Here is a 21,805-nt window from a genome sequence, read left to right on the forward strand (position 1 = left end):
CGGTTAGGAGACATCACCAATTATTTATTTAAAAAATACCGAACAATTTTTTACGACGAATTTGTTCTGGATCTTCTTTGTAAATTGCCTTCCCGCTAATTAATAAGTACGGATTTTCTTTCAAATCACTCATAACATTCATTCCGAATTCTTTCTCAATTAATTCATAGCTTTCCGCTAAATGAAATCCTCTTGACGTTATGTTATGTGCATCTGAAGCAACCATATGTGTTAAGTTGTGTTCTACAAGTTGAAGTGAAAACTTTTTGATTTTTTTACCGAATTTCCCTAATAAACTACCTGCCGTTACTTGCGTCAGTGCACCTTTATTTACAAGGTTATATAACTTATCTGGCCGCTCGATTAACTCGGCATTACGTTCCGGATGAACAATAATTGGAATCATTCCCTTAACACGCAATTCATATAATAGGTGTTCCGCATAACGCGGTACGTGATTAGATGGGAATTCAATGAATATATATTTATTGGTTTCGTTTAAAGTAACGATTTTACCAGCTTCATAGTCTTCTAATAAATCACCATATAACCTAATCTCCTGCCCCGGTAAAATGGTAAGTGGGATATTATGTTGTTGTAGTTCATCATTTAGTTGTTTTACGTGATGAATAATTGAGGTACGTTCATTTACATATTTGCCATTTTGATGGTGCGGCGTTGCGACAATTGTATGTATTCCTTCTGATACGGCTTGTTGTGCCATTGCTAAACTATCTGTTACTGTTTGTGCACCGTCATCGATACCATGTAAAATGTGACAATGTAAATCAATCATTCTTTCAACCTTCCTTTCTCCTATCAGTCTTTTTTCCCTTGAATATGAGACATCTCATATTCAAGGGAAAAAAGGAGATATGGTTGAAACATATCTCATCCTTTTAATTAGTTTGCGCCATAATAATAATATAAGCCGTTTTCACGTTCACGGTCATTTAAAACAACACCTAACAATTTACCTTTTGCAGACTCCAATAACCCTTTTGCTTTTACTGCTGTTTCTTTCTCTGTTGATTCACTACGAACAACAAGAACAGAAGCATCACATACATTTGCCATGATTTGTGCATCGGTAACAGCTAAAATTGGAGGCATATCAAAAATAACTAAATCGTACATGCTGTATGCTTGTCCAAGAAGTTCTTTCATTGATCTTGAACCTAATAATTCTGCTGGATTTGGTGGGATTGGGCCACAAGCTAAAAAGTGTAGATTATCTACAGATGTCGTCTGTACACATTTTTCTAAACGTTCACTATGTGTTAGTACATTCGTAAGTCCAAAAATGTTATCTACTTGGAACATTTGATGCATTGCTGGTTTACGCATATCTGCATCAATTAATAATACTTTTTTTCCTTGTTGAGCAAACACAACTGCCATATTCGCTGTCGTTGTCGTTTTCCCTTCACTTGGGTTTGCAGACGTGACCATTAATGAATGTAAATTCGTATCAACAGCTGCAAATTCAATATTCGTTCGAATATTACGATATTGTTCTGAAATCGGTGATTTCGGTTGTTGATGAGCAATTAATTGACGGCGTTGACGATGATTCTTTTTCTTTTTAAATAAATTAAGAGCCAATTGTTTGTCCCCTCACTTTTCTTGATGATGGAGCGTGTGATTTCACGTTCATTGTTTCTTCATCCATACGAGCTACAATTCCTAACACTGGTAAGCCAAGTAAGGTTTCTACATCTTCTTCTTTTTTCACCGTATTATCTAAGTATTCTAGTAAGAATGCAAGGCCAACTGAAGCCATTAAACCAACAATGAAAGCAATTGCTACATTAAGCATTGGCGCTGGTTTAATCGGAGATTGATTTTCTGCAACTTCTGCTTTAGATATTACTGTTACGTTATCAACATTCATAATTTTTGCAACTTCACCTTTAAACACATCTGCAGTTGCATTCGCAATATCACGAGCTATTTTAGGATCTTTATCCTCAGCTGTTACAGCGATTACTTGTGAATCCTTTTCATTCGCAACATTAACTTTTTTCGTTAACTCTTGCGCTGTCATATTTAAATTTAATTTTTCATTCACTTGTTCTAAGATTACTGGGCTTTTAATAATAACCTTATATGTATTCGTTAATTGAATATTCGTTTGAACTTCACCAGCTTGAAACATCGATCCCTCTTGCTTCTTCTGATTAACAAGAATTTGCGTCGAAGATTGATAGATTGGTGTCATAAAGAAGAAGCTAATGATAGCACTTACTATAGCTGCACCAAATGCGATTACGAGGATCATTGCTAAACGTTTTTTTAAGATATGAAATAACTCTTTTAGACTAATTGTTTCTTCCATAAGTTCCTCCAACTTTCTAAAATTTACACATAGGAAAAATTATAACATATAAATCTTACATTTTTTATTTTTAATAATTCAGTTCTATATTTGTTCACAAGAAACAAGTTTAATCTTACAAAATAATCTTAAATATGACAACACATTCCAATGATTTCCCAAAAATTTTATCATATCATGCTTTTTACACTGTATAACTTGCTAAATAATTTTCAGAAAACAAAAAAGCCAACAAAATTTTTGTTGGCTTTTTCATATTTTAGTAATAACCATACTGCTCTTTTTCTTCTCTTTTATCGTTTAAAACGACTCCAAGTAGTTTGCCTGATGCTTTATCTAATATTTGTTTTGCTTTTACGATTTTATCTTTTTCCGTCTTTTCGCTGCGTACAACGAGTACGATTCCATCACATTTATTCGCAAGAATTTGTGCATCTGTAACCGCAAGGACAGGTGGTGTGTCAATTAATATAATATCAAACATGTTATATGTTTCTAGCAACGCCTCGTCCATTGCCCGGCTCCCTAATAGTTCTGCTGGGTTTGGCGGGATTGGACCTGCTGCCATTAAGTATACGTTCTCTATATCTGTTTTTTGAATGCATTGCATAAGTTTTGCTTGTCCTGATAATAAGTTCGTTAACCCATTTGAACTATGAATGGCAAATAAGTTTTGTATCGTTGGCTTACGCAAGTCAGCTCCAATTAATAAAACTTTCTTTCCTTGTTGTCCGAAAACAACTGCTAAGTTTGAGATTGTTGTTGTTTTCCCATCACCTGGATCTGCTGAAGTAACAATAATAGAACGAACATGGTTATCTACAGATGTAAACTCAATGTTTGTACGAATGTTACGGTATTGTTCTGTAATACGCGATTTAGGCTCTTTATGTGTAATTAATTGTCGTAATGGTTTTCTTTTCTTTCTCCCGAACATATTCATAATCTCCTTTTGTGAAATGCGACATTTCCCTTTTCTCTCTCTTATGCTCGATTTCATACGTCTAATTAATATTCTTGCTGAGTTCCCCACATTTCATCATAATCAATAACATTCTACTTTGTCTTATTTAAGTACCTTAACAATATGACAATGCCCTTATTTCTTTATTACCTTTATCACTTATCCTGTTTTCTAGATAAACAATAAAGTAAGTATATGGTAATTACCATCTATTTACAAGCAATTTTCTGATTAGTTTGTATATTATCTTTTCATCGTTATATAGCATTAAATAAAAAATCCCCTTGTCTTTTCACAAGGAGATTTTTTAGTACTATCTATTCTTTTTTATCACCAATCGCAAATGTAATTTCTGCCTCACATGCAACTTCACCATCTACTGTTGCGATTGCTTTTCCTTTTCCAATTGGGCCGCGTACGCGTGTCATTTCTACTTCTAGACGAAGCTGATCACCTGGTCGTACTTGTTTTTTGAAACGGCAATTGTCGATACCTGCAAAGAAAGCAAGTCTTCCGCGATTTTCTTCTTTCTTTAATACTGCAACTGCTCCGACTTGTGCTAATGCTTCTACAATAAGTACACCAGGCATAACTGCATAGTCAGGGAAGTGTCCGTTAAAGAATTCTTCGTTTGCGGATACATTTTTAATCCCAACCGCTCTTTTACCTTCATCTACTTCTAATATTTTATCAACAAGTAAAAATGGATAGCGGTGAGGAATGATTTCTTTAATTTGTTCTATATTTAGCATGTAACAATCGCCCCTTTTGTAATATTGGTCTTACCACTTGGACATATTGCTATTATCCCATTTTGTTTATTGTTTGTCATTACAAAGTAACATTTTATATTTAGTACAACTTCCTAAAAAAAAATGCACACACTCTATTCCATTAAAATAGTTGCACATTTTTGCAACTGACACGGAGGTGGAAAGGAGTGTATGCCCAAATTAGGGAAAGGCAATATGTATTGAAACATTATTTGCCTTAATGTCGTATTCGACTCATTATATTATAAACGTTTTCAATTAAGGAAATATTAAATTTAACCATATATATGAATATTTTACCTGTTTCCTTCACATTTCTCTATTTTCCTTCCATTTTCGCAAAAAATCAAAATAAAAAAATATAAAAACGAAAAAAAAGAACTAAGGCGTCAGCCTTAGTTCTTTCAAATTATCTCAAAGCACGCTTTGGTAATCTATCGATATTCTCTAACATAATACCTGTACCAACCGCAACGCAGTGCATTGGGTTTTCAGCAATTAATACTGGTACTTTTAGTTCTTCTGCTAAAAGCATGTCGATACCGTGTAGTAAAGCTCCACCGCCTGTTAGAATAACACCGCGGTCGATGATATCTGCAGATAATTCTGGTGGTGTGCGCTCTAATACGCCTTTTGCAGCTTGTACAATAACAGCTGCATTTTCTTTTAATGCTTCTGTAATTTCTTCAGAGCATACTGTAATTGTACGTGGTAAGCCTGTTACCATGTCACGTCCGCGAATTTCAAGCTCTTCGCTACGTGCACCTGGGAATACTGTACCAACTTTAATTTTAATATCTTCTGAAGTACGTTCTCCGATTAATAGCTTATACTTACGTTTAATATAGTTTAAGATCTCCATATCAAACTTATCGCCAGCCATTTTGATAGAGGAAGAGGTAACAATATCACCCATAGATAGTACAGCGATATCTGTTGTACCTCCACCAATATCAACAACCATGTTACCGCTTGGTTGGAAGATTTCCATACCAGCACCAACTGCGGCTACCTTTGGTTCTTCTTCTAAAAATACTGTTTTACCACCTGAACGTTCAGCAGCTTCACGAATTGCTTTTTGTTCTACTGATGTAATATTTGTTGGACAACAAATTAAAATACGAGGTTTTGAAAAGAAGCTCTTTACGTCCAATTTGTTAATGAAATACTTTAACATTGCTTCTGTAATTTCGAAGTCTGCGATTACACCATCTTTAAGTGGACGAATTGCTACAATATTACCCGGTGTACGTCCCACCATACTTCTCGCTTCTTCACCTACTGCTAATACTTTACCACTATTACGATCAATTGCCACAACAGATGGCTCATTTAATACAATACCCTTACCTTTAACATGAATTAATACGTTAGCCGTACCTAGGTCAATTCCGATATCTCGCGCAAACATTCCCGTTTTTTCCTCCTCGATATTCAAAATCAGGTTACACCCGAATTCTTTTCACCTAATTTCTGATTTTATCATAAATTTAACAGAAACGTAATATTCGCAAAAAGAATTCTTCTGAAAAATATTACCGAATGTGAACGGAATGTTTGCTATTGTAACATTATTGACGTACGGGCTTCTCTACATCTTCTTTTCTATACTTTTGCTTTGTTGCTTCTCCACCTCTTAAATGACGAATAGACTTATGATAATCAAGAATTTCTTTCACTTCATTTGCGAGCTCTGGATTAATTTCTGGTAGACGTTCTGTTAAATCTTTATGGACTGTACTCTTTGATACCCCAAATTCCTTTGCAATGACACGCACTGTCTTTCTTGTCTCCACGATATACTTACCAATCTTGATAGTTCTCTCTTTGATGTAATCGTGCACACCACTCGCCTCCCTAATTTGGATGTGAGAAGGGTGAAATGAGCCTCGCTGCATACGACTAAGAAGTAAGTGTGAGTGCTGTTTGTAAGCGTTAAACATTCTTGGATTTATAATGAAATGATTCACGATTTCTCACCTCAAACACTCTCTTTGCTTTGGTTTATACCATTGTATTGCCCGCACTACTGATATATGCTACATGTTCACTATTTTTGCGGACTAAGTTAAGAAAAATTACGTTTTTTTGTGAGAAATACGTTAACAGTGACTATTTTGGCGAAAAAAAATGACACCTTATATGTAAGGCGTCATTCTTCTCTTTCAAACTCTTCTTCTAATAATTGATGGTGGGGAACCTCTTTCTTACCGGCAATATAATAATATAAGGTGAATAAAACAAACAATAAAATAATAGCAGTCGACAGAACAAATAAAAATGACACAGTATCCCCTCCCTTTTGTAATATATATTCGAGAATCTCGTCATTTTTCCTTGTTTTTGCAACTTTTTTCTCGAAATTGAGTATTTTTATATAAAAATAAAAAAATCAGCTCCCCTAGTGAACTGACCCCATAAAGTTAGACACGTTATTTCATTAAGCGGCTGTTAGGGCGTGAATTCGGTATTGTACTGGACTCACGCCCTTTAATTTTGCTTTAATTCGTTTGTGATTATAATAATCGATATATTTTTCAAATTCTTGTTTAAAGTGTTCTATACTCTCAAAATCTTTGAGATAAAGAAATTCAGATTTCATAATACCAAAGAAACTTTCAATAACCGCATTATCGTAACAGTTCCCTTTGCGAGACATACTTTGAGTAATTTTATGTTCTTGTAGGGCATGACGATACTTCTTCATTTGATACTGCCAACCTTGATCCGAGTGAATCAAGAGTTCATCTTCTTTTGTTAATCGTTGAAAGGGCTTCTCTAACATTTTCGAAACAAGTGAATAGGTTGGTTTTGAACCGATTGTATAAGCAATAATCTCCCCATTAAATAAATCTAACATCGGTGATAGATAGAGCTTCTCGCCGAATAATTTAAATTCTGTTATGTCTGTAATCCACTTTTCGTTAGGCTTTTCAGCTATAAAGTTGCGGTCTAAAATATTTGGCGCAATCTTACCTACTTTCCCTTTATAAGAGCGATATTTTTTCATACGAACTAGGCTCTTCAAACCTAGCTCTTTCATGATTCGTTGAACTTTTTTATGGTTGACTTTGTGTCCTTGATTCGTCAATTCATCACGAATACGACGGTATCCATAGCGACCTTCGTGCTCGTCATAAATCGTTTGAATTAAGTTTTTTAATTCTCTATCTTTATCTGAGCGATTGAAGTTTTTTACCCAGTAATAGTACGTGCTGCGTGGGATCTCTGCTAATTTCAGAAGTGCTTTCACCGAAAAATCGTTCCTCAGTTCATAGACTACTTGTGATTTGTCTTGTTTGGTGATTTTTCTTTGTTTTGAACTAAGGCATTCAACTTTTTTAAATAAGCATTCTCCATACGTAAACGCTCTAACTCAGCTTGTAGCTCCTCAACTGATCCTTCAGCTGGTGTTTGATTTTGGATTGATTTTGGATTTTTTTTAGTCATGGATAGACGCCCCTTCTTCTTTGATGCAAGGGCGTCTATTCCTTTTGTACGTAATTGAGTGCGCCATTTTCTAATAAGTGCAGGTGAAGAAATATTAAAAATAACGGCTGTTTCATTTGGAGACGTCCCATTCTCATTCATATAATTAAGTACGTCTAGTTTATACTCCATGGAATAGGATGTATAGCCTTTTTTAAATGCATGTATTCCGTGAGATTCAAATTGCTTTACCCACATCCGAACGACTTCATAATTCGCACCAAATGATTTCGCAATATCCCATATACTTTCATTTCCATTTTGATAACGTATTACAGCATTTATTTTCTGTTCTGAATTAAATTTAGTCATAAAAAACTGCACCTCCAATTGTTAGACGGTGTCTAACAATTGGGGTGCAGTTCATAGTGGGAACTGATTTTTTCACTTTCTTATTCTTGTGAAGAAGAATCGTTAGATGATTCTGTAGAACCATTTGTTGATTTTTCTTCTTTCTTCGGTTCTTCTTTTTTGTCACTAGTTGAACCGCTTGTTGATTTCTCTTCTTTTTGAGACTTGTCTTCTGTTTTACTTTCTGGTTTCGTGCTCGTTGACTTCTCTTCTTTTTGAGATTTGTCATCAGCTTTTTTACCAGAAGCATTCGTAGCCTTTGCAGCACCTGCATCAGCTTTAATTTCTGTTACTGATTTATTTAAGTAACGTTCAGGGTTCACAGCCACATTGTCTTTACGTACTTCAAAGTGAACGTGAGAGCCTGCCTCTTTATTCATTGCACTTAGACCGGATGTTCCTAATACTTCACCTTGTGCAACTCTTGCACCTTTTTCTACTTTCACACTGCCTAAGCTTTGATAAGATACCGCTACACCATTTCCACTATCAACTGTTACAACATAACCAAGAAGTGAATCTTTTTCAGCTTTCGTTACTGTACCACTTAAAGCAGCAGCAACATTGAATTCTTTTCCATTCTTCGCAGCAATGTCAATTCCTTTGTTCGGGGAATATGTGTTGTTATAAAAGACAAGTGCTTTTTCTTGTTCCGCCTCAGTTGCTGCATCTTCATAGAATTTCTTTTGTACGACTACTTCCGCATTCGCGGCAGCTGGCATTTTCACTACTTCTGAAGATTTCGTTACTGGTACTGCTGGATCTTCCGATTGTGTATACGGTGTTGCTTGATCGTGGTTTGGAGTCTTCTTCGGATTAGCTCCTTGGAACCATAGCGCAACCATTAAGATTACCGCTGCACAAGCAATGTATAGTGCCGGAAACACCCATCTTTTTTGAAATAAATGTACTACCTTTTGCGACTTTTTATTATTTCTTCCTCGCATTCCATCATCACCTCAGCAATCATTTTGAACAATATTCACGTATCCTATACAACGTATAACTAATTACTTTTCGACAAAATCTGTAAAAATATGTATAAGAACTGTAAAATTTCCGAGGAAATGATAGAAAAAAGAAAAAACTGAGCGTTTCGGCTCAGTTTTTAGTCTAATTGTTTCTTTTTATATACGATTAAACATACAACGAGCGATATAATAAGCCAAACTGCAACATTTAATACATGCCCACTAATACTACTAAATGCCGCCCCACCTACTAAGCTTTTAAGTGCTTTCACAATATGAGATGTTGGAAGATATCCAATCATCGTCTTAATTACTTTATTTTCAACCATTGGCTCAAACTGTACAGCCAAATACATCGTCATTAATATCGGCATTCCAATTATTGATGTTTGTGGTACAGAAGATGCAAGTAATCCGATCATTGTTCCAAGTACGATAAACAAAATAGTTCCGCATAAGAATATCAATCCTACCAATGGAAGGTTAATATTTAACTGATCTAAAATGAATAAATTTGCAATACAAATGACCATCGTCAGACCCGATGTTAATAAACTCTTTCCAAGTAGAACTTCAACCGAAGATGCCGGTGATAGCATTAATACACGCAATGTATGTTTTTCTTTTTCTTCTGCAATTACCATAGATTGAACAAAGCCTGCGACAAATAGGAAGGCCGTTATAGTAGTAATACCTAACATTTCCTTTCCCACTCCAAATCTGCTAAACAAAAATGAAAGTATAATTGGTAAAAATGCCATTAACAACACTTGTGAATTTGTCTTAAAATCTTGTATTTCTTTTCTAAAAATAGCTGATACACGTCTCATTGAAAATGTCATTATAATCCCCTCCCAGTAACTTCAATAAAGATATCGCCTAGCGTTGGTTCGTGTGAATGAATAGATAACAGTTCGCCCTTTTTCATCCATTCTGAAATACGATTTGCGCCTAATTCATCTTTTTGCACTACTTCTTTTCGTTTACCTTTTAATACGACCTCTATTTGATCCTTAGCGTATTGTAAGCGCAGGTTCTCTGGCGTATCGAGTGCTACAATTTCTCCGCCACAAAGGAAGGCAATACGGTTACAAAGCGTTTCTGCTTCATCCATGTTGTGCGTCGTTAAGAAAATCGTCGTTCCTTCTTCATTTAAGTCTTTTAAGATTTTATGAATGTTTTGTACGTTTACTGGATCAAGTGCAGATGTTGGTTCATCTAAGAAGAGGATATCTGGTTTATGAAGGATTGCTCTCGCTAGTGTGACGCGTTGCTTCATTCCCTTTGATAATTTCTTTACTGGTGTTTTTTTATCATCTAATAAATTTACTTGTGTTAGTACTTCATCGATTCGTTCTTTTTTGCAATCGTATAAGTCACAAAATAATAGTAAGTTATCATAAATGCTAAGTCTTTCATATAAGCCGCTGTTATCTGTTAAAATACCAATTCGTTTGTAATCGATGCTACTTGGTCCTGTAATATCTTTCCCTAATACTCTTACCGTTCCAACACTATGAAGCAATTGAGAAGTTAAAATTTTTACTGTTGTCGTCTTACCAGATCCACTCGGTCCGAGGAATCCGAATATCTCTCCTTGCTTCACCTCAATATTTACATTTCGAAGTGCCGTTTTTCCACTGAAACTTTTCATTACATCTTTCATTTCAATTGCCAATGTCATTTCTTCATCCCCTTTGTTTTTCTTCTTTATAGATGAAAGTCGCTTTAGCGCTTTTCGTTCGTTTGTTTCGCTTTTCTTGACTCAATCATATGAAAAACAAAGGGATTACGCAGTAAAATACCGGTAAAAGGAGTATTTTTACCGGTGAATGAATCGCATGTTGAGCTTATTGGAACACTTTTTTATAGCCCAATCACGCCTTTTAATTCATCCATGCGTCCTTTTGAAAGCGGGATTGAACTTTTTCTTTCGTCATCCAAAATTAAACTGAAACTGTTACGAGTCCATGTAATCACTTCTCGTACTCTTTGTAAATTCACAAGATACGAGCGGTGACATCTAAAGAAACCAAAACCTGTTAACCTTGCTTCTAGTTCGCTTAATGTTAATGCACATACGAAATCACCTTCACGAACGTGAATATGTGTCACCCCGTTTTGCGTTTCAATGAAATGGATTTCCATCGGATCAAGTAAAATGATTTTATCGTTCACTTTCGCAGGTATTCTTTCTAACTTCATTTGCGGAATCATTTGAATGACTTTTTCTTCACCGACTTCTTCCACTTCCTCTTGCTCAATTTCTATCTTTTTCACACAATCGTTGTTTAATATGTATACATCCTCTGTTAACGAAAGGGCATCCGATAAAAATGATGACGTAATAAAAATTGCCTTTCCTTGTTCTTTCATTTTCATAATTGCTTTTCGAATAATAACCGTACTCTCTATATCTACATTTTGCTCTGGCTCTTCCAAAATGATTAAATCCGGGTTATGAATCATCATTCGTCCAATATGAAGACGACGTTTCTCTGAAAATGATAGTTTTTCTATTTTAACGTTTAGCTTATCTAGGAGGCCAACAGACTGCACAACTTCTTCTATACTTATCTTTGATTCATAAAGCCCTATTAAAAACTTAAAGTATTCCTTCACCTTCAAACGATCATATGCCTCATCTTTCAAAAAACAAAAACCGATGCGGGAATAATTTTTCTTTCCAATCACTTCTCCTTCAAACAGTACATTGCCAGTCGAAGCTTCTTCTTCACCAATAATAATGCGGTGTAACACTTTAGCTGTATGATTATTGCATTGCAAAACAATACATTGTCCTTTTTCAACCTTTAGCTCAATTTCCGGTAACTGGTTCGTCTTCCCTAACTGTTTCAACTCTAGTAACGCCATTTCATCTCCCCCAAATGCCTTTTTATCCTATTATACCAAACAATTAATGGAAAATTATGATATTTTAAACAGAAAAAAATAGGTGCCAGAGTTCTGACACCTATTTTTTCACCATCAACTTTCCTTCATAATCATTCATCGTCTTTATTTCAACGCCTTTATAGTAATGAGCGACGATATCTGTATATTTCTTTCCTTCTGCTGCCATGCCGTTCGCCCCGTATTGACTCATACCAACGCCGTGACCGAAGCCTTTCGTCGTAACGATGATTTTATCTCCTTGTTGTTTCCACGTAAAATCAGAAGAACGTAAATCTAACTTTTCACGAACTTCTTTTCCTGTTAATATTTTTCCTTGAAAAGCTACATCCTTTACGCGCTTTCCTTCTGTAAGGTCTTTAATATTTCCAACCTTCCCGTCTGCTAGCACTTTCACACCGAGACGTTTTTGAAAATCAGCTACTGTAAATGTTTGCTCGCTCGTAAACTTTGGAGAGGCTTGATCCCACGGACTATCTACACTTTTCAAGTACGGATAATCATTTCCCCAATAGTCAGCTGCATTTTCTGTTCGACCATTACTCGTTGAAAAGAAGGATGCTGAAATTGGTTTTCCATCATACGTTAAAACTTGTCCTGCTGTTTTCGAAACGGCTTCTTCGATTTTCTTCAAATTATTTTCGTAGTTATTACCCCATTGCTTCTTCAATTCATCTTTGCTTTTGTACACTTGATCTTTCACCGTATCTGTCACGTCCGCATTATTTTTCTTTCCTCCGCTTAGCATACGTTGTACTACAAATGTTCTCGCTGCTAATGCCTGCGCCTTTAGTGCCTCTATTTCAAAACTGGCATTCATCTCAGAAGCTACTACACCTGTCACATACTCCTCCACTGGTAATGTTTCTACCTTCTTCTGTTTTTCGCGATATACAGCAACTTGAACAGCTGTATCTACTTTTCCTGGAGCTGGTATGCTTTCTATCGCTGGAGGAGTTTTAGAGGCCGTTTCTTCCCCTACTTTTGCTTTCGCAAATGGAATAACAAGGGCTGCAGGTACAATGATAACGAGCGCTATTAAGAGCGCTACTGTAATAAAAAGTGGCTTTGAAAATTTCATCCTATTTTCCCCCAATATAAAAGCTTTACTCCATTCATTCTTATGGAACAACTCTTTCTTTTAGAACATACTTAAAGGGAAGAGTATAAAACAGAAATTTTCTAAATATTTTTACTGGTACGTGCATAAGTATAGAATTTATTGACTATAACAGTAATAACCCAAAAAAATAGCCCCTATGTCAAAAGACATAGAGACTATTTCAATTAAGCGTGAAGATCAGAAACTTCTTGTTCTTTCACTTCTTCTACTTTTTCGTTTACACGTTCAATAGTTGCACCTAATGCAGCTAATTTCTTATGGAAGTTTACATAGCCACGGTCAAGATGTTTTAACTCAGTTACACGAGTATAACCTTCTGATACTAAACCAGCTAAGATTAATGCAGCTGCAGCACGTAAGTCAGTTGCTGCTACTTCAGCACCTTGTAAGCTGTTTGGACCGTTCATAATAACAGAACGACCTTCAATTTTAATATCAGCATTCATACGACGGAATTCTTCAACGTGCATAAAGCGGTTTTCGAATACCGTTTCTGTAATCATGCTTGTTCCATCAGCTTGTAGTAATAATGCCATCATTTGTGATTGCATGTCTGTTGGGAAACCTGGGTGAGGCATAGTTTTAATATCAACCGCTTTTAACTTATCTGGGCCGATAACACGTACACCTTCGTTTTCCTCAATAATTTTAACACCCATTTCTTCCATTTTCGCTGTAATTGAGCGTAAATGTTCAGGTACAGCATTTTCAATTAAGATGTCTCCACCAGTAATTGCTGCTGCAACCATGAATGTTCCCGCTTCAATACGGTCAGGAATAATAGAGTGGTTTGCACCATATAATTTATCAACGCCTTCGATACGAATCGTTCCAGTTCCAGCTCCGCGTACTTTCGCTCCCATCGCATTTAAGAAGTTAGCTAAGTCAACGATTTCTGGTTCTTTCGCTGCGTTTTCAAGAATTGTTGTCCCTTTTGCTAATGTAGCTGCAGACATAATGTTTTCTGTCGCGCCTACGCTTGGGAAGTCTAAGTAGATTTTAGCTCCTTTTAGTTCTCCCTCAACATATGCCTCAACAAAACCGTTACCAACCTGTACTTTTGCTCCCATTGCTTCGAAGCCTTTTAAATGTTGGTCAATTGGACGTGAACCAATTGCACATCCACCAGGAAGTGCAATACGAGCACGACCGTTACGTGCTAATAATGGTCCCATTACTTGAACAGATGCACGCATTTTACGTACATATTCAAATGGTGCTTCAATGTTTAGTTCTTTAGAAGAATCGATTGTTACTTGATTATTTTCAAATACGACTTCAGCATTTAAATGACGTAATACCTCATTAATTGTGTATACATCAGACAAAACTGGTACTTCAGATAGTACATTCTTTCCATCACTCGCTAATAGGGCTGCAGCGATTATAGGTAATACAGCATTTTTTGCGCCCTCAACACGCACTGTGCCGTTTAACCGCTTTCCGCCACGGACGATGATCTTTTCCAAATTATTCCCCTCCGTGTCCTTTTTTCAGTATCTATTCACTCAATACTCAGAAGTTATGATCGGTGTGCCAACCACAATTGTATCTTTGTTGTCTGTAGAACGTATTGCTATTTGCACATTTATTTTCTCTCTATTTGTTGAAAGAGCGTCATCCCACTTTTTATTGTATGCGGAGACTGACACAAATGCTCTTTCTTCTACTTGTTCGATCGCTCTTGCTGAAAGATCTTTCAAAACCTGATTGGTTTTATTTTGCAAAACACCTTCAATCTTATCATTCAGTACACCTTGAACACAAGTGTAAATTATAGGTTTTTCACTAAAAATTTTATTCATGTTTTGAACATACTTCGGGTCCCATTTCGCCCCACTTACTTCAAAGATAATGAAAGTGTTTTCTTTAGTATTTTCTTTACTCCAAGTTACTACTACTCGTTCTTCATAAGAAGAAAGCTTTTTATAGGATGTAGCTTTATATCCATCTGGAGATTGCTCTACTTCCCACTTTTGAATATTTGCCTTTTCCTTCACATCGTTTAACAACTTTTGAAACGTATGTATGTTAGAAATTGTTTTTGTTTCTCTCGCTAACCATGACCATTTTTCTACTTTAGCATCATTTTTCTCTAAAGCCTTGATCATGCTCTCCATTTTCTTTTCATCGCTTATCGGTTTCATTTCTCTATATCCAACCAAAAATAAAACAACACTAAGTGCAACAATAAGAATGGCTTTAAGCTTCAATTTCATCCCCTCCTATCCCCATTGTTAACGGAGATTTGAGGTTCTATACACTTACTTTACTAAATACGTTAAACTCTTCGAATAGCCTAAATAATCAAGGAAAAAGTTACTTACAGATGTCCCAATTGCAATTGTAATTAAGATGAGTAATACTCGCGTCTGCAGCACTTTTCCGGACTTCATTAAACGCTCAATGTGAATGCCTTGTAAGGCCCACCACGTAATGGTAATAAACAATAAATGCGAAACAATGGCAATCAGTGCTTGTTGCCCTAAAAGTTGTGCCAAAAAATCGACCCCTTTTTACTCAGCTACTACTTATGAAAGAATATAAAAACGATACCATAATAAGTAGGAGCTACACTTTTTCAAATGCACATAGACATCTTACATTTTACATCGTGATTTTCTTTCCAAAAACGTATATCTACATTACAAGTTAACACAAAATAAAAAGCGCAGAGTACTGACTCCACACCTTTTATTTTCACTATTGTACCACGTTCCCTAAGAAGAAGAAATCTTTCATTAATGGAAAATATTCATAAAAGAAATTGTACCCAATCATCGGCATAATCCCTAGTATTACAATCGAAATTGCACAAAGACTCATAACAACCTTTATATTTAACGGTAACCGTATTCTCTCTTCTGTCTCTCCGGTGCGGAAAAACATTTGTTGTAAAACACGGAAATAATATACGAATGAAACAACTGTCGTACCCATCATAATCGAAGCTAGTACGTAATGTGCTGGCTCTACATGAAGTGCGCCTAAAAAGATATTAATCTTTCCAATGAAGCCAGCCGTTCCTGGTACCCCAGCCAACGATAAAATAAAAATTGTCATCATTATCGCTGTAAATGGCGACCTTTTATATAAACCTGTGAAAATTGTTATATTTTCCTCATTATTTTGTAAGATTAAGCCGTGGATAATGGCAAATGCGCCTATATTCATAAGCATGTATGCCAGCATATAAAACCACATGCTATCCATCGTAAATGGTGATAATGCCACAAGTGGAACGAGTAAATACCCTGCATGAGCAATGCCCGAATAAGCAAATAAACGCTTTATATTGTATTGTTTTAACGCAACTACATTCCCAACAATCATCGTAATACTTGCTAGCACCGCAATATATATACTCATACGCCCATATAAAGATTGCATATCTCCTTGTATTAATACACTTGCAAAAACCATAAGGAACAAACGAATAATGAGTAGGAAACCAGCAATTTTAGAAATCGTTCCAAGAAAAGCAGTAACTGGTGTAGCCGCTCCTTCATATACATCAGGTGCCCACATATGAAACGGCACTGTGGCAATTTTAAATGAGAGACCGACTAGCAATAAAAGAAATGCGAGAGCTAACAATAACTGAATACCACTAGCGAGTTCCCCAGTGAGTACCTTTTGCATATCTACAATGTTAGTTGAACCTGTAATACCGTATAAATAACTCATTCCGAAGAGCGTAATCGCCGTTCCAATTCCTCCGCTAATGACGTATTTCATTGCCGCTTCATTTGATGCACAGCTCTTTTTTCGTATTCCTACTAAAATATAAGAAGAAAGTGAAAGTAACTCCAAACCAACGAAAAGGGTAATGAAATCAACACTAGAAGCCATGAACATCGCACCAAGAAGTGCCATTAAAAATAAGTAATAATATTCACCCTTATCTTCAATTGGATTCTTCTTATCATCGCTCATTGCGGTACATAAAATGAGAGCTGAGGCACCTAATAGCAATGTTTTAAACCCTTTTGAAAATCCATCTAACACAAACGATCCGTTTAAAATATCTCCAGCTGGTTCGCTATATAGCGTAATTAATGACACGATTGCTAATACGATAGCAGCAATCGCACCAAAAGCTACATATCTATGGTTCAGCTTAAAAAACAAATCACATATGGAAAGAAGGATGGCGGCGCCGAGAATAATAAATTCTGGCACCATTAGATGCCACGATAAACTAAGTAACGTATTCATATCCATCCTACTTCACCCCCAATGTTTTCAATGTATTTTGAAGCGGATCCCCTAGTATTTCTGGCATAACTCCAATTGCAATAATACAAAAGATAAGTAGTAAAACAGGGACATACTCCCATCCGTGTATATCAGATTTTGCTTCCCACTCTTTCTTTCCAAATGTCACTTGAAGTGTCGCCCTTAATACATATACAGCGGTTAAAATGATGCCAATCACACCGACTGCAGCAATGACGGGCTCTCCTTGAAATAAACCGAGAAAGGCAAGAAATTCACTAACAAACCCAGACATCCCTGGTAATCCGAGCGATGCCATTCCTCCTGCTAAGAAGAAGCCGCTAAGTACTGGGACACTTTTTGCAAGTCCACCAAGCGCTGTAATGTCTGATGTTCCGAAACGTTGTTCTATAACACCGAGTAAGAAAAACAGCAAGGCTGCAATTAAACCGTGCGATACAACCTGGAATAACGCTCCTTGTGTACCAGGTGCATTAAGTGACGCAAGTCCCATTAACACAATTCCCATATGCGAAATACTAGAGTAAGCCAGTACTTTCCTAAAGTCTGTTTGGATGAGCGCTAAAAAGGCACCGTATAATAAATTAATTACGCCTAATATCGCAATTAGTGTTGCAACATCGTGAAAATATTCCGGGAATAGCCCTTTCCCGAAGCGAATAATACCGTACGCTCCAATCTTCAGCAAAACACCCGCATGAAGCATAACTACAGCTGGATGCGCTTCTATGTGTACATTGACCATCCAGCGGTGCAACGGAAAAACAGGTAGTTTAATTGCAAAAGCAATCATTATGGCAATAAATACACTAAGCTGCAAACTACTTGGGATGACGAGTGCTCCCTCTGCGTTTACGCTTCTTAATATCTCTTTCAGCTCCACAATATTTGTTGTACCTGTTTTCGCGAACAAAATTGAGAAAACAATGAGCAAAATAGCTGAGCCAATACCGTTATATATTAAATAACTATACGCAGCCTTTTCACTCGACAATTTTCCCCACTTTCCAATTAATAAGAACATTGGTGGCAACGTAATTTCAAAGAAGATAAAAAACAACATTAAGTTTTGAGCAGCAAAGACACCGAGCATTCCTATTTCTAGCATGAGTAACAGCATATAAAATGCTTTTAAATTTCTTTTAATAGAAAAGGCTGCAATTGCTGCAAGCGTTGCTAGAAGAGCCGTCAGTACCATCATGACAAGCGACAAACCATCAATACCGAGCTCGTAATAAATAGAAAACCACCTTTTATCTACCGCTGTAAAATCGCCGAACTTAATCCATTTCATCTTTTCATCGAATAGTGACAAATTCTTTCCAGAAGCATATGTACAAGCGAGGACGATAGCGATTCCAAATGGCAGTGCCGTCCCAAATAAGCCAAGCGCTCGCACTGTACGCAATTCCTTTTTCGGTGTTAATACAAGCAATAAAATTCCTAAAAGCGGGGAAAAAATGAAGAACGTTAACAACAAATCATTCATCGTAAATCCCCTCCCGTATAGAGCAAAATAATGACGAGTACAGCGAGCGAAACCGCCGTTACAGTACCGTACACTTGTACATTCCCGTTTTGAAGTTTCGATCCAAGGTTACTTGTGCCTCTCACTACACTTGCAATTAAAACTGCAATTCCTTCGACTACATACACTTCAAATAAGCGAAGCACATGAGCGATTCCTTTCGTAATAGGAATCACCGTCATGTTGTATAGTTCATCCACATAATATTTTTCTTTCAAAAGATTATAAAGCGATGTTTCCGTACCCCCAGCCCAATTCCTAGAAATTGATTTCTTCCTATATATGAAATATGCAAGAGCGATTCCCGCAAATGAAACGAGTGTCGCAACAATCATAATCCAAACTGGTCCATGCGTTTCTTCAACCTTAAACCCTACATCTTTCGTCAACCAATCTCCGAGAAACGTCCCAAACCATGGTGTATTTATATATCCTGCCACTACTGCGAGAACGCCGAGAACAATCATTGGATACGTCATAACGCGAGGCGATTCATGCACTTCTTCCTTCGTCTTCGTTTCTCCAGTAAAGACAAGAAAGTAAAGGCGGAACATATAAAACGCTGTTAAAAATGCCGCAATTACTGCTAAAGTAAATAAAACGTAATTGCCATTCATCCACGTCGCCGCTAAAATTTCATCTTTGCTGAAAAAACCGGAAAGCAGCGGAACACCGCTAATGGCAAGGGTACCTATTAAAAATAGCGTACCAGTTACTTTCATCTTCTTCTGTAAACCGCCCATTTTATTAATGTTTTGCGTATGCACAGCATGAATTACACTTCCTGCCGCCAAAAATAGTAGTGCTTTAAAAAAAGCATGTGTCGTTAAATGAAATATACCAGCTACATAACCGGCAGAACCTAGCGCGAGCATCATATACCCGAGCTGGCTAACTGTAGAATAAGCAAGCACCCTCTTTATATCTGTTTGCACAAGACCGATAGAGGCCGCAAAGATTGCAGTGAAAGCTCCAACGATTGCCACTGTCTGCATCGCCACTGTACTTGCTGAAAATAGAGGGAACATCGTCGCTACTAAATATACGCCAGCTGCGACCATCGTCGCCGCGTGAATAAGTGCCGAAACGGGTGTTGGCCCCTCCATTGCATCTGGCAACCACGTATGAAGCGGGAACTGACCTGATTTCCCCATCGCCCCGATAAAAATTAATATCGCTGTTATTGTAATCATGTAAGGAGGTAGATCCCCTGTATAAATCGCCCTAAATATTGCGTCATATTCAAAACTACCTGCGTACCAAAAAATTAAAATCATCCCGATAAATAAACCAACATCCCCAATACGGGTCATAATAAAAGCCTTTTTTGCAGCAGCCTTCGCTTCTTCTTTAAAGAAATAAAAACCGATAAGTAAAAATGAGCCAAGGCCAACTAATTCCCAAAATATATAAAGTTGTAATAAATTCGTTGATATAACAAGCCCTAACATCGCAAATGTAAAGAGTCCTAAATATGCGTAAAAGGTCGGTAATCGTTCATCACCTTTCATATAACCTTTCGAATACACATGTACAAGTAGACTCACAAGCGTCACGATAAATAACATTAAAGCTCCTAATGCAGTCACTTCAAAGCCGAATGATATATCCACATCTCCAGCTCTAAGCCACACCCACTTATGCTTCACGCTTGCTTCTGAAAACCTTTCTATTAACACAAGTACCGCAAGTATAAAGGAGAGAAAGACGAAAAAAATACTAAGTACGCTGCTTCCTTCTCTAATTTTCTTCCCGAATATAATAAGTAACAAAAACGAAACGAGTGGGAAAAGCGGTATGAGCCATGCATAATCGATCATTGTTTCCTTCCCCCTTTTTCGGTCACAATGCTATCCTTTGAGCGTATCCATTTCATCCACCTGAACTGTCGTACGATTACGATATAAAGCAATTAAAATAGCGAGTCCTACCGCCGCTTCCGCTGCCGCTACAGCCATCGTAAACAGTGAGAAAATTTGACCTGTTAAATTCGGAAATAAGCCTAATTTACTAAACGCCACTAAGTTTAAATTGGCAGCATTCAGCATTAATTCGATACAAACTAATACGATTACTGTATTCCGCTTTGTTAAAGCTCCAAATAGACCGATGCAAAACAAAATAATCGCAAGTGTTAAATATGCAGAAGCTGGAACGCTACTCATTGGAATCCTCCTCTTTCTCGTCCTTTTTCGCAAGTATAATTGCGCCAACGAGTGCTACAAGTAAAATAACTGAAGTTAGTTCAAATGGAATAATATATTTTGAATAGAGAAGCGTACCGATTTGAAGTGTGTTGTTTTCATGGAGAGGTAAACTTCCTTGTGTGCTTTCATTTGCAAAATCAACATTATTAACAGCGAAATACATAACCGCTCCAAATGCTACAACTGCAAAGAAGATAATCCATTTTCGAAGAGTAAGACGCGATTCATTTTCCGCGTTATGTTTCGTTAACATAATGCCGAAAATCATAATAATTGTGATTGCACCGGAGTAAAGTAAAATTTGTGCAACGCCTATAAATTCGGCTGACAAAAGAAAATACAAACCTGCAATGCTGAGAAATGTCAGAACGAGAGCTAGCATCATGTGCATAACTTTCGTTAAGTTCAACATAAGAACACCGCCGATAATTGCAGACAAGGATAGTATAAAGAATGCTACAAACTCGCCATTCATGCCTTATTCTCCTTCCTGACGTTTTCGTCGTTTTCGTCAAGCCACTGCAAATTTTTAAATAAGTCATCACGTGAATATTCCGCGAGTTCAAAGTTATTTGTCATGACAATTGCCTCTGTCGGACAAACTTCTGTACATAAATCACAAAGAATACAAATTTCAAAATTAATATCATACGTGTCGATAATTTTTCCTTTTTTCGTAGGATCCGGATGTTTCTTTCCTGTTAACTGAATACAGTCTGTCGGACAAATGTTAGAGCACTGATTACAAACAATACATTTCTCCGGATAAAATTTTTGAATCCCCCGAAAACGGTCTGGCAACGGCAACGGTTGATTTGGATAATCATACGTTACCTTCTTCTTACTCAAATTACTTAATGTATATTTTAACCCTTTAAATAGTCCTTTCATCTCTTACTGGCACCCCCC

Annotated in this window: 23 protein-coding genes; all 23 read right to left on the reverse strand. The window is 36.7% G+C overall.

What is annotated here, in order from left to right; genetic code table 11:
- Nucleotides 1–28: 28 nt before the first annotated feature.
- A complete protein-coding gene (locus tag C3Y97_RS26570; protein ID WP_000566189.1) occupies nt 29–796 on the reverse strand; it encodes a tyrosine-protein phosphatase in 768 nt (255 codons plus the stop codon).
- Nucleotides 797–903: 107 nt separating this feature from the next.
- Nucleotides 904–1,605: a CpsD/CapB family tyrosine-protein kinase gene (locus tag C3Y97_RS26575; protein WP_001207171.1), complete on the reverse strand. Its 702-nt coding sequence runs from the start codon at nt 1,603–1,605 to the stop codon at nt 904–906.
- The gene (locus tag C3Y97_RS26580) at nt 1,595–2,338 is read right to left on the reverse strand and encodes a YveK family protein (RefSeq protein ID WP_000393157.1); all 744 of its coding nucleotides are present in this window, start codon (nt 2,336–2,338) and stop codon (nt 1,595–1,597) included. Before C3Y97_RS26580 ends, C3Y97_RS26575 begins: the two co-directional genes overlap by 11 nt.
- A gap of 259 nt (nt 2,339–2,597) precedes the next feature.
- Nucleotides 2,598–3,275, reverse strand: a complete 678-nt coding sequence (locus C3Y97_RS26585) for a CpsD/CapB family tyrosine-protein kinase (RefSeq protein ID WP_136363708.1) — start codon at nt 3,273–3,275, stop codon at nt 2,598–2,600.
- A gap of 344 nt (nt 3,276–3,619) precedes the next feature.
- A complete protein-coding gene (gene fabZ, locus C3Y97_RS26590) occupies nt 3,620–4,054 on the reverse strand; it encodes a 3-hydroxyacyl-ACP dehydratase FabZ (protein ID WP_000931959.1) in 435 nt (144 codons plus the stop codon).
- A gap of 430 nt (nt 4,055–4,484) precedes the next feature.
- On the reverse strand, nt 4,485–5,486 hold the full coding sequence (mreB, locus tag C3Y97_RS26595; RefSeq protein ID WP_000457978.1) for a rod shape-determining protein: 1,002 nt from the start codon (nt 5,484–5,486) through the stop codon (nt 4,485–4,487).
- A 160-nt stretch (nt 5,487–5,646) separates the two neighbouring features.
- The gene (gene spoIIID, locus C3Y97_RS26600; protein WP_000544012.1) at nt 5,647–5,919 is read right to left on the reverse strand and encodes a sporulation transcriptional regulator SpoIIID; all 273 of its coding nucleotides are present in this window, start codon (nt 5,917–5,919) and stop codon (nt 5,647–5,649) included.
- 308 nt (nt 5,920–6,227) lie between these two features.
- Entirely contained in the window at nt 6,228–6,362 is a 135-nt protein-coding gene (locus C3Y97_RS26605) for a hypothetical protein (RefSeq protein WP_000008901.1), read from the reverse strand.
- A 153-nt stretch (nt 6,363–6,515) separates the two neighbouring features.
- Nucleotides 6,516–7,876 (reverse strand): IS3 family transposase gene (locus tag C3Y97_RS26610; RefSeq protein WP_136363709.1). Its coding sequence is split into 2 segments (ribosomal slippage): nt 6,516–7,420 and nt 7,420–7,876, totalling 1,362 coding nucleotides; the frame shifts between segments, so codons are not numbered across the junction.
- 80 nt (nt 7,877–7,956) lie between these two features.
- The gene (gene spoIIQ / locus C3Y97_RS26615; protein ID WP_001214926.1) at nt 7,957–8,862 is read right to left on the reverse strand and encodes a stage II sporulation protein SpoIIQ; all 906 of its coding nucleotides are present in this window, start codon (nt 8,860–8,862) and stop codon (nt 7,957–7,959) included.
- A gap of 161 nt (nt 8,863–9,023) precedes the next feature.
- On the reverse strand, nt 9,024–9,728 hold the full coding sequence (locus C3Y97_RS26620; RefSeq protein WP_136363710.1) for an ABC transporter permease: 705 nt from the start codon (nt 9,726–9,728) through the stop codon (nt 9,024–9,026).
- Nucleotides 9,728–10,570, reverse strand: a complete 843-nt coding sequence (locus tag C3Y97_RS26625) for an ABC transporter ATP-binding protein (protein ID WP_000170866.1) — start codon at nt 10,568–10,570, stop codon at nt 9,728–9,730. Before C3Y97_RS26625 ends, C3Y97_RS26620 begins: the two co-directional genes overlap by 1 nt.
- 182 nt (nt 10,571–10,752) lie before the next feature.
- Nucleotides 10,753–11,760: a LytTR family transcriptional regulator DNA-binding domain-containing protein gene (locus C3Y97_RS26630; RefSeq protein ID WP_102956681.1), complete on the reverse strand. Its 1,008-nt coding sequence runs from the start codon at nt 11,758–11,760 to the stop codon at nt 10,753–10,755.
- A gap of 100 nt (nt 11,761–11,860) precedes the next feature.
- Nucleotides 11,861–12,880, reverse strand: a complete 1,020-nt coding sequence (gene spoIID, locus C3Y97_RS26635; RefSeq protein WP_136363711.1) for a stage II sporulation protein D — start codon at nt 12,878–12,880, stop codon at nt 11,861–11,863.
- Nucleotides 12,881–13,086: 206 nt separating this feature from the next.
- Nucleotides 13,087–14,391 carry a UDP-N-acetylglucosamine 1-carboxyvinyltransferase gene (gene murA / locus C3Y97_RS26640; protein WP_000411274.1) on the reverse strand — a complete coding sequence of 435 codons (1,305 nt, stop codon included), beginning with the start codon at nt 14,389–14,391 and terminating at the stop codon, nt 13,087–13,089.
- Nucleotides 14,392–14,430: 39 nt separating this feature from the next.
- Nucleotides 14,431–15,135 (reverse strand): YwmB family TATA-box binding protein, encoded by a 705-nt coding sequence (locus tag C3Y97_RS26645; protein WP_025688661.1) that lies wholly within the window; start codon nt 15,133–15,135, stop codon nt 14,431–14,433.
- Nucleotides 15,136–15,186: 51 nt separating this feature from the next.
- Nucleotides 15,187–15,423: a DUF1146 family protein gene (locus C3Y97_RS26650; RefSeq protein ID WP_000057889.1), complete on the reverse strand. Its 237-nt coding sequence runs from the start codon at nt 15,421–15,423 to the stop codon at nt 15,187–15,189.
- Between the two features lie 202 nt (nt 15,424–15,625).
- The gene (gene nuoN / locus C3Y97_RS26655; protein ID WP_348769960.1) at nt 15,626–17,140 is read right to left on the reverse strand and encodes an NADH-quinone oxidoreductase subunit NuoN; all 1,515 of its coding nucleotides are present in this window, start codon (nt 17,138–17,140) and stop codon (nt 15,626–15,628) included.
- Between the two features lie 7 nt (nt 17,141–17,147).
- Nucleotides 17,148–18,650, reverse strand: coding sequence for an NADH-quinone oxidoreductase subunit M (locus tag C3Y97_RS26660; protein WP_000998925.1), 1,503 nt, complete (start codon nt 18,648–18,650; stop codon nt 17,148–17,150).
- Entirely contained in the window at nt 18,647–20,509 is a 1,863-nt protein-coding gene (gene nuoL, locus C3Y97_RS26665) for an NADH-quinone oxidoreductase subunit L (RefSeq protein ID WP_016125745.1), read from the reverse strand. Before nuoL ends, C3Y97_RS26660 begins: the two co-directional genes overlap by 4 nt.
- Before the next feature lie 30 nt (nt 20,510–20,539).
- Nucleotides 20,540–20,854 carry an NADH-quinone oxidoreductase subunit NuoK gene (gene nuoK, locus C3Y97_RS26670; protein ID WP_000100079.1) on the reverse strand — a complete coding sequence of 105 codons (315 nt, stop codon included), beginning with the start codon at nt 20,852–20,854 and terminating at the stop codon, nt 20,540–20,542.
- Complete coding sequence (locus C3Y97_RS26675; RefSeq protein ID WP_001012812.1) at nt 20,847–21,371, reverse strand: NADH-quinone oxidoreductase subunit J; 525 nt, start codon at nt 21,369–21,371, stop codon at nt 20,847–20,849. Before C3Y97_RS26675 ends, nuoK begins: the two co-directional genes overlap by 8 nt.
- Nucleotides 21,368–21,787 (reverse strand): NADH-quinone oxidoreductase subunit NuoI, encoded by a 420-nt coding sequence (nuoI, locus tag C3Y97_RS26680; RefSeq protein WP_000677191.1) that lies wholly within the window; start codon nt 21,785–21,787, stop codon nt 21,368–21,370. The genes C3Y97_RS26675 and nuoI overlap by 4 nt, the downstream gene beginning before the upstream one ends.
- Nucleotides 21,788–21,805 lie beyond the last annotated feature (18 nt).

Origin of the sequence: Bacillus sp. DU-106, assembly GCF_004799705.1 — a bacterium.
GTDB lineage: Bacteria > Bacillota > Bacilli > Bacillales > Bacillaceae_G > Bacillus_A > Bacillus_A cereus.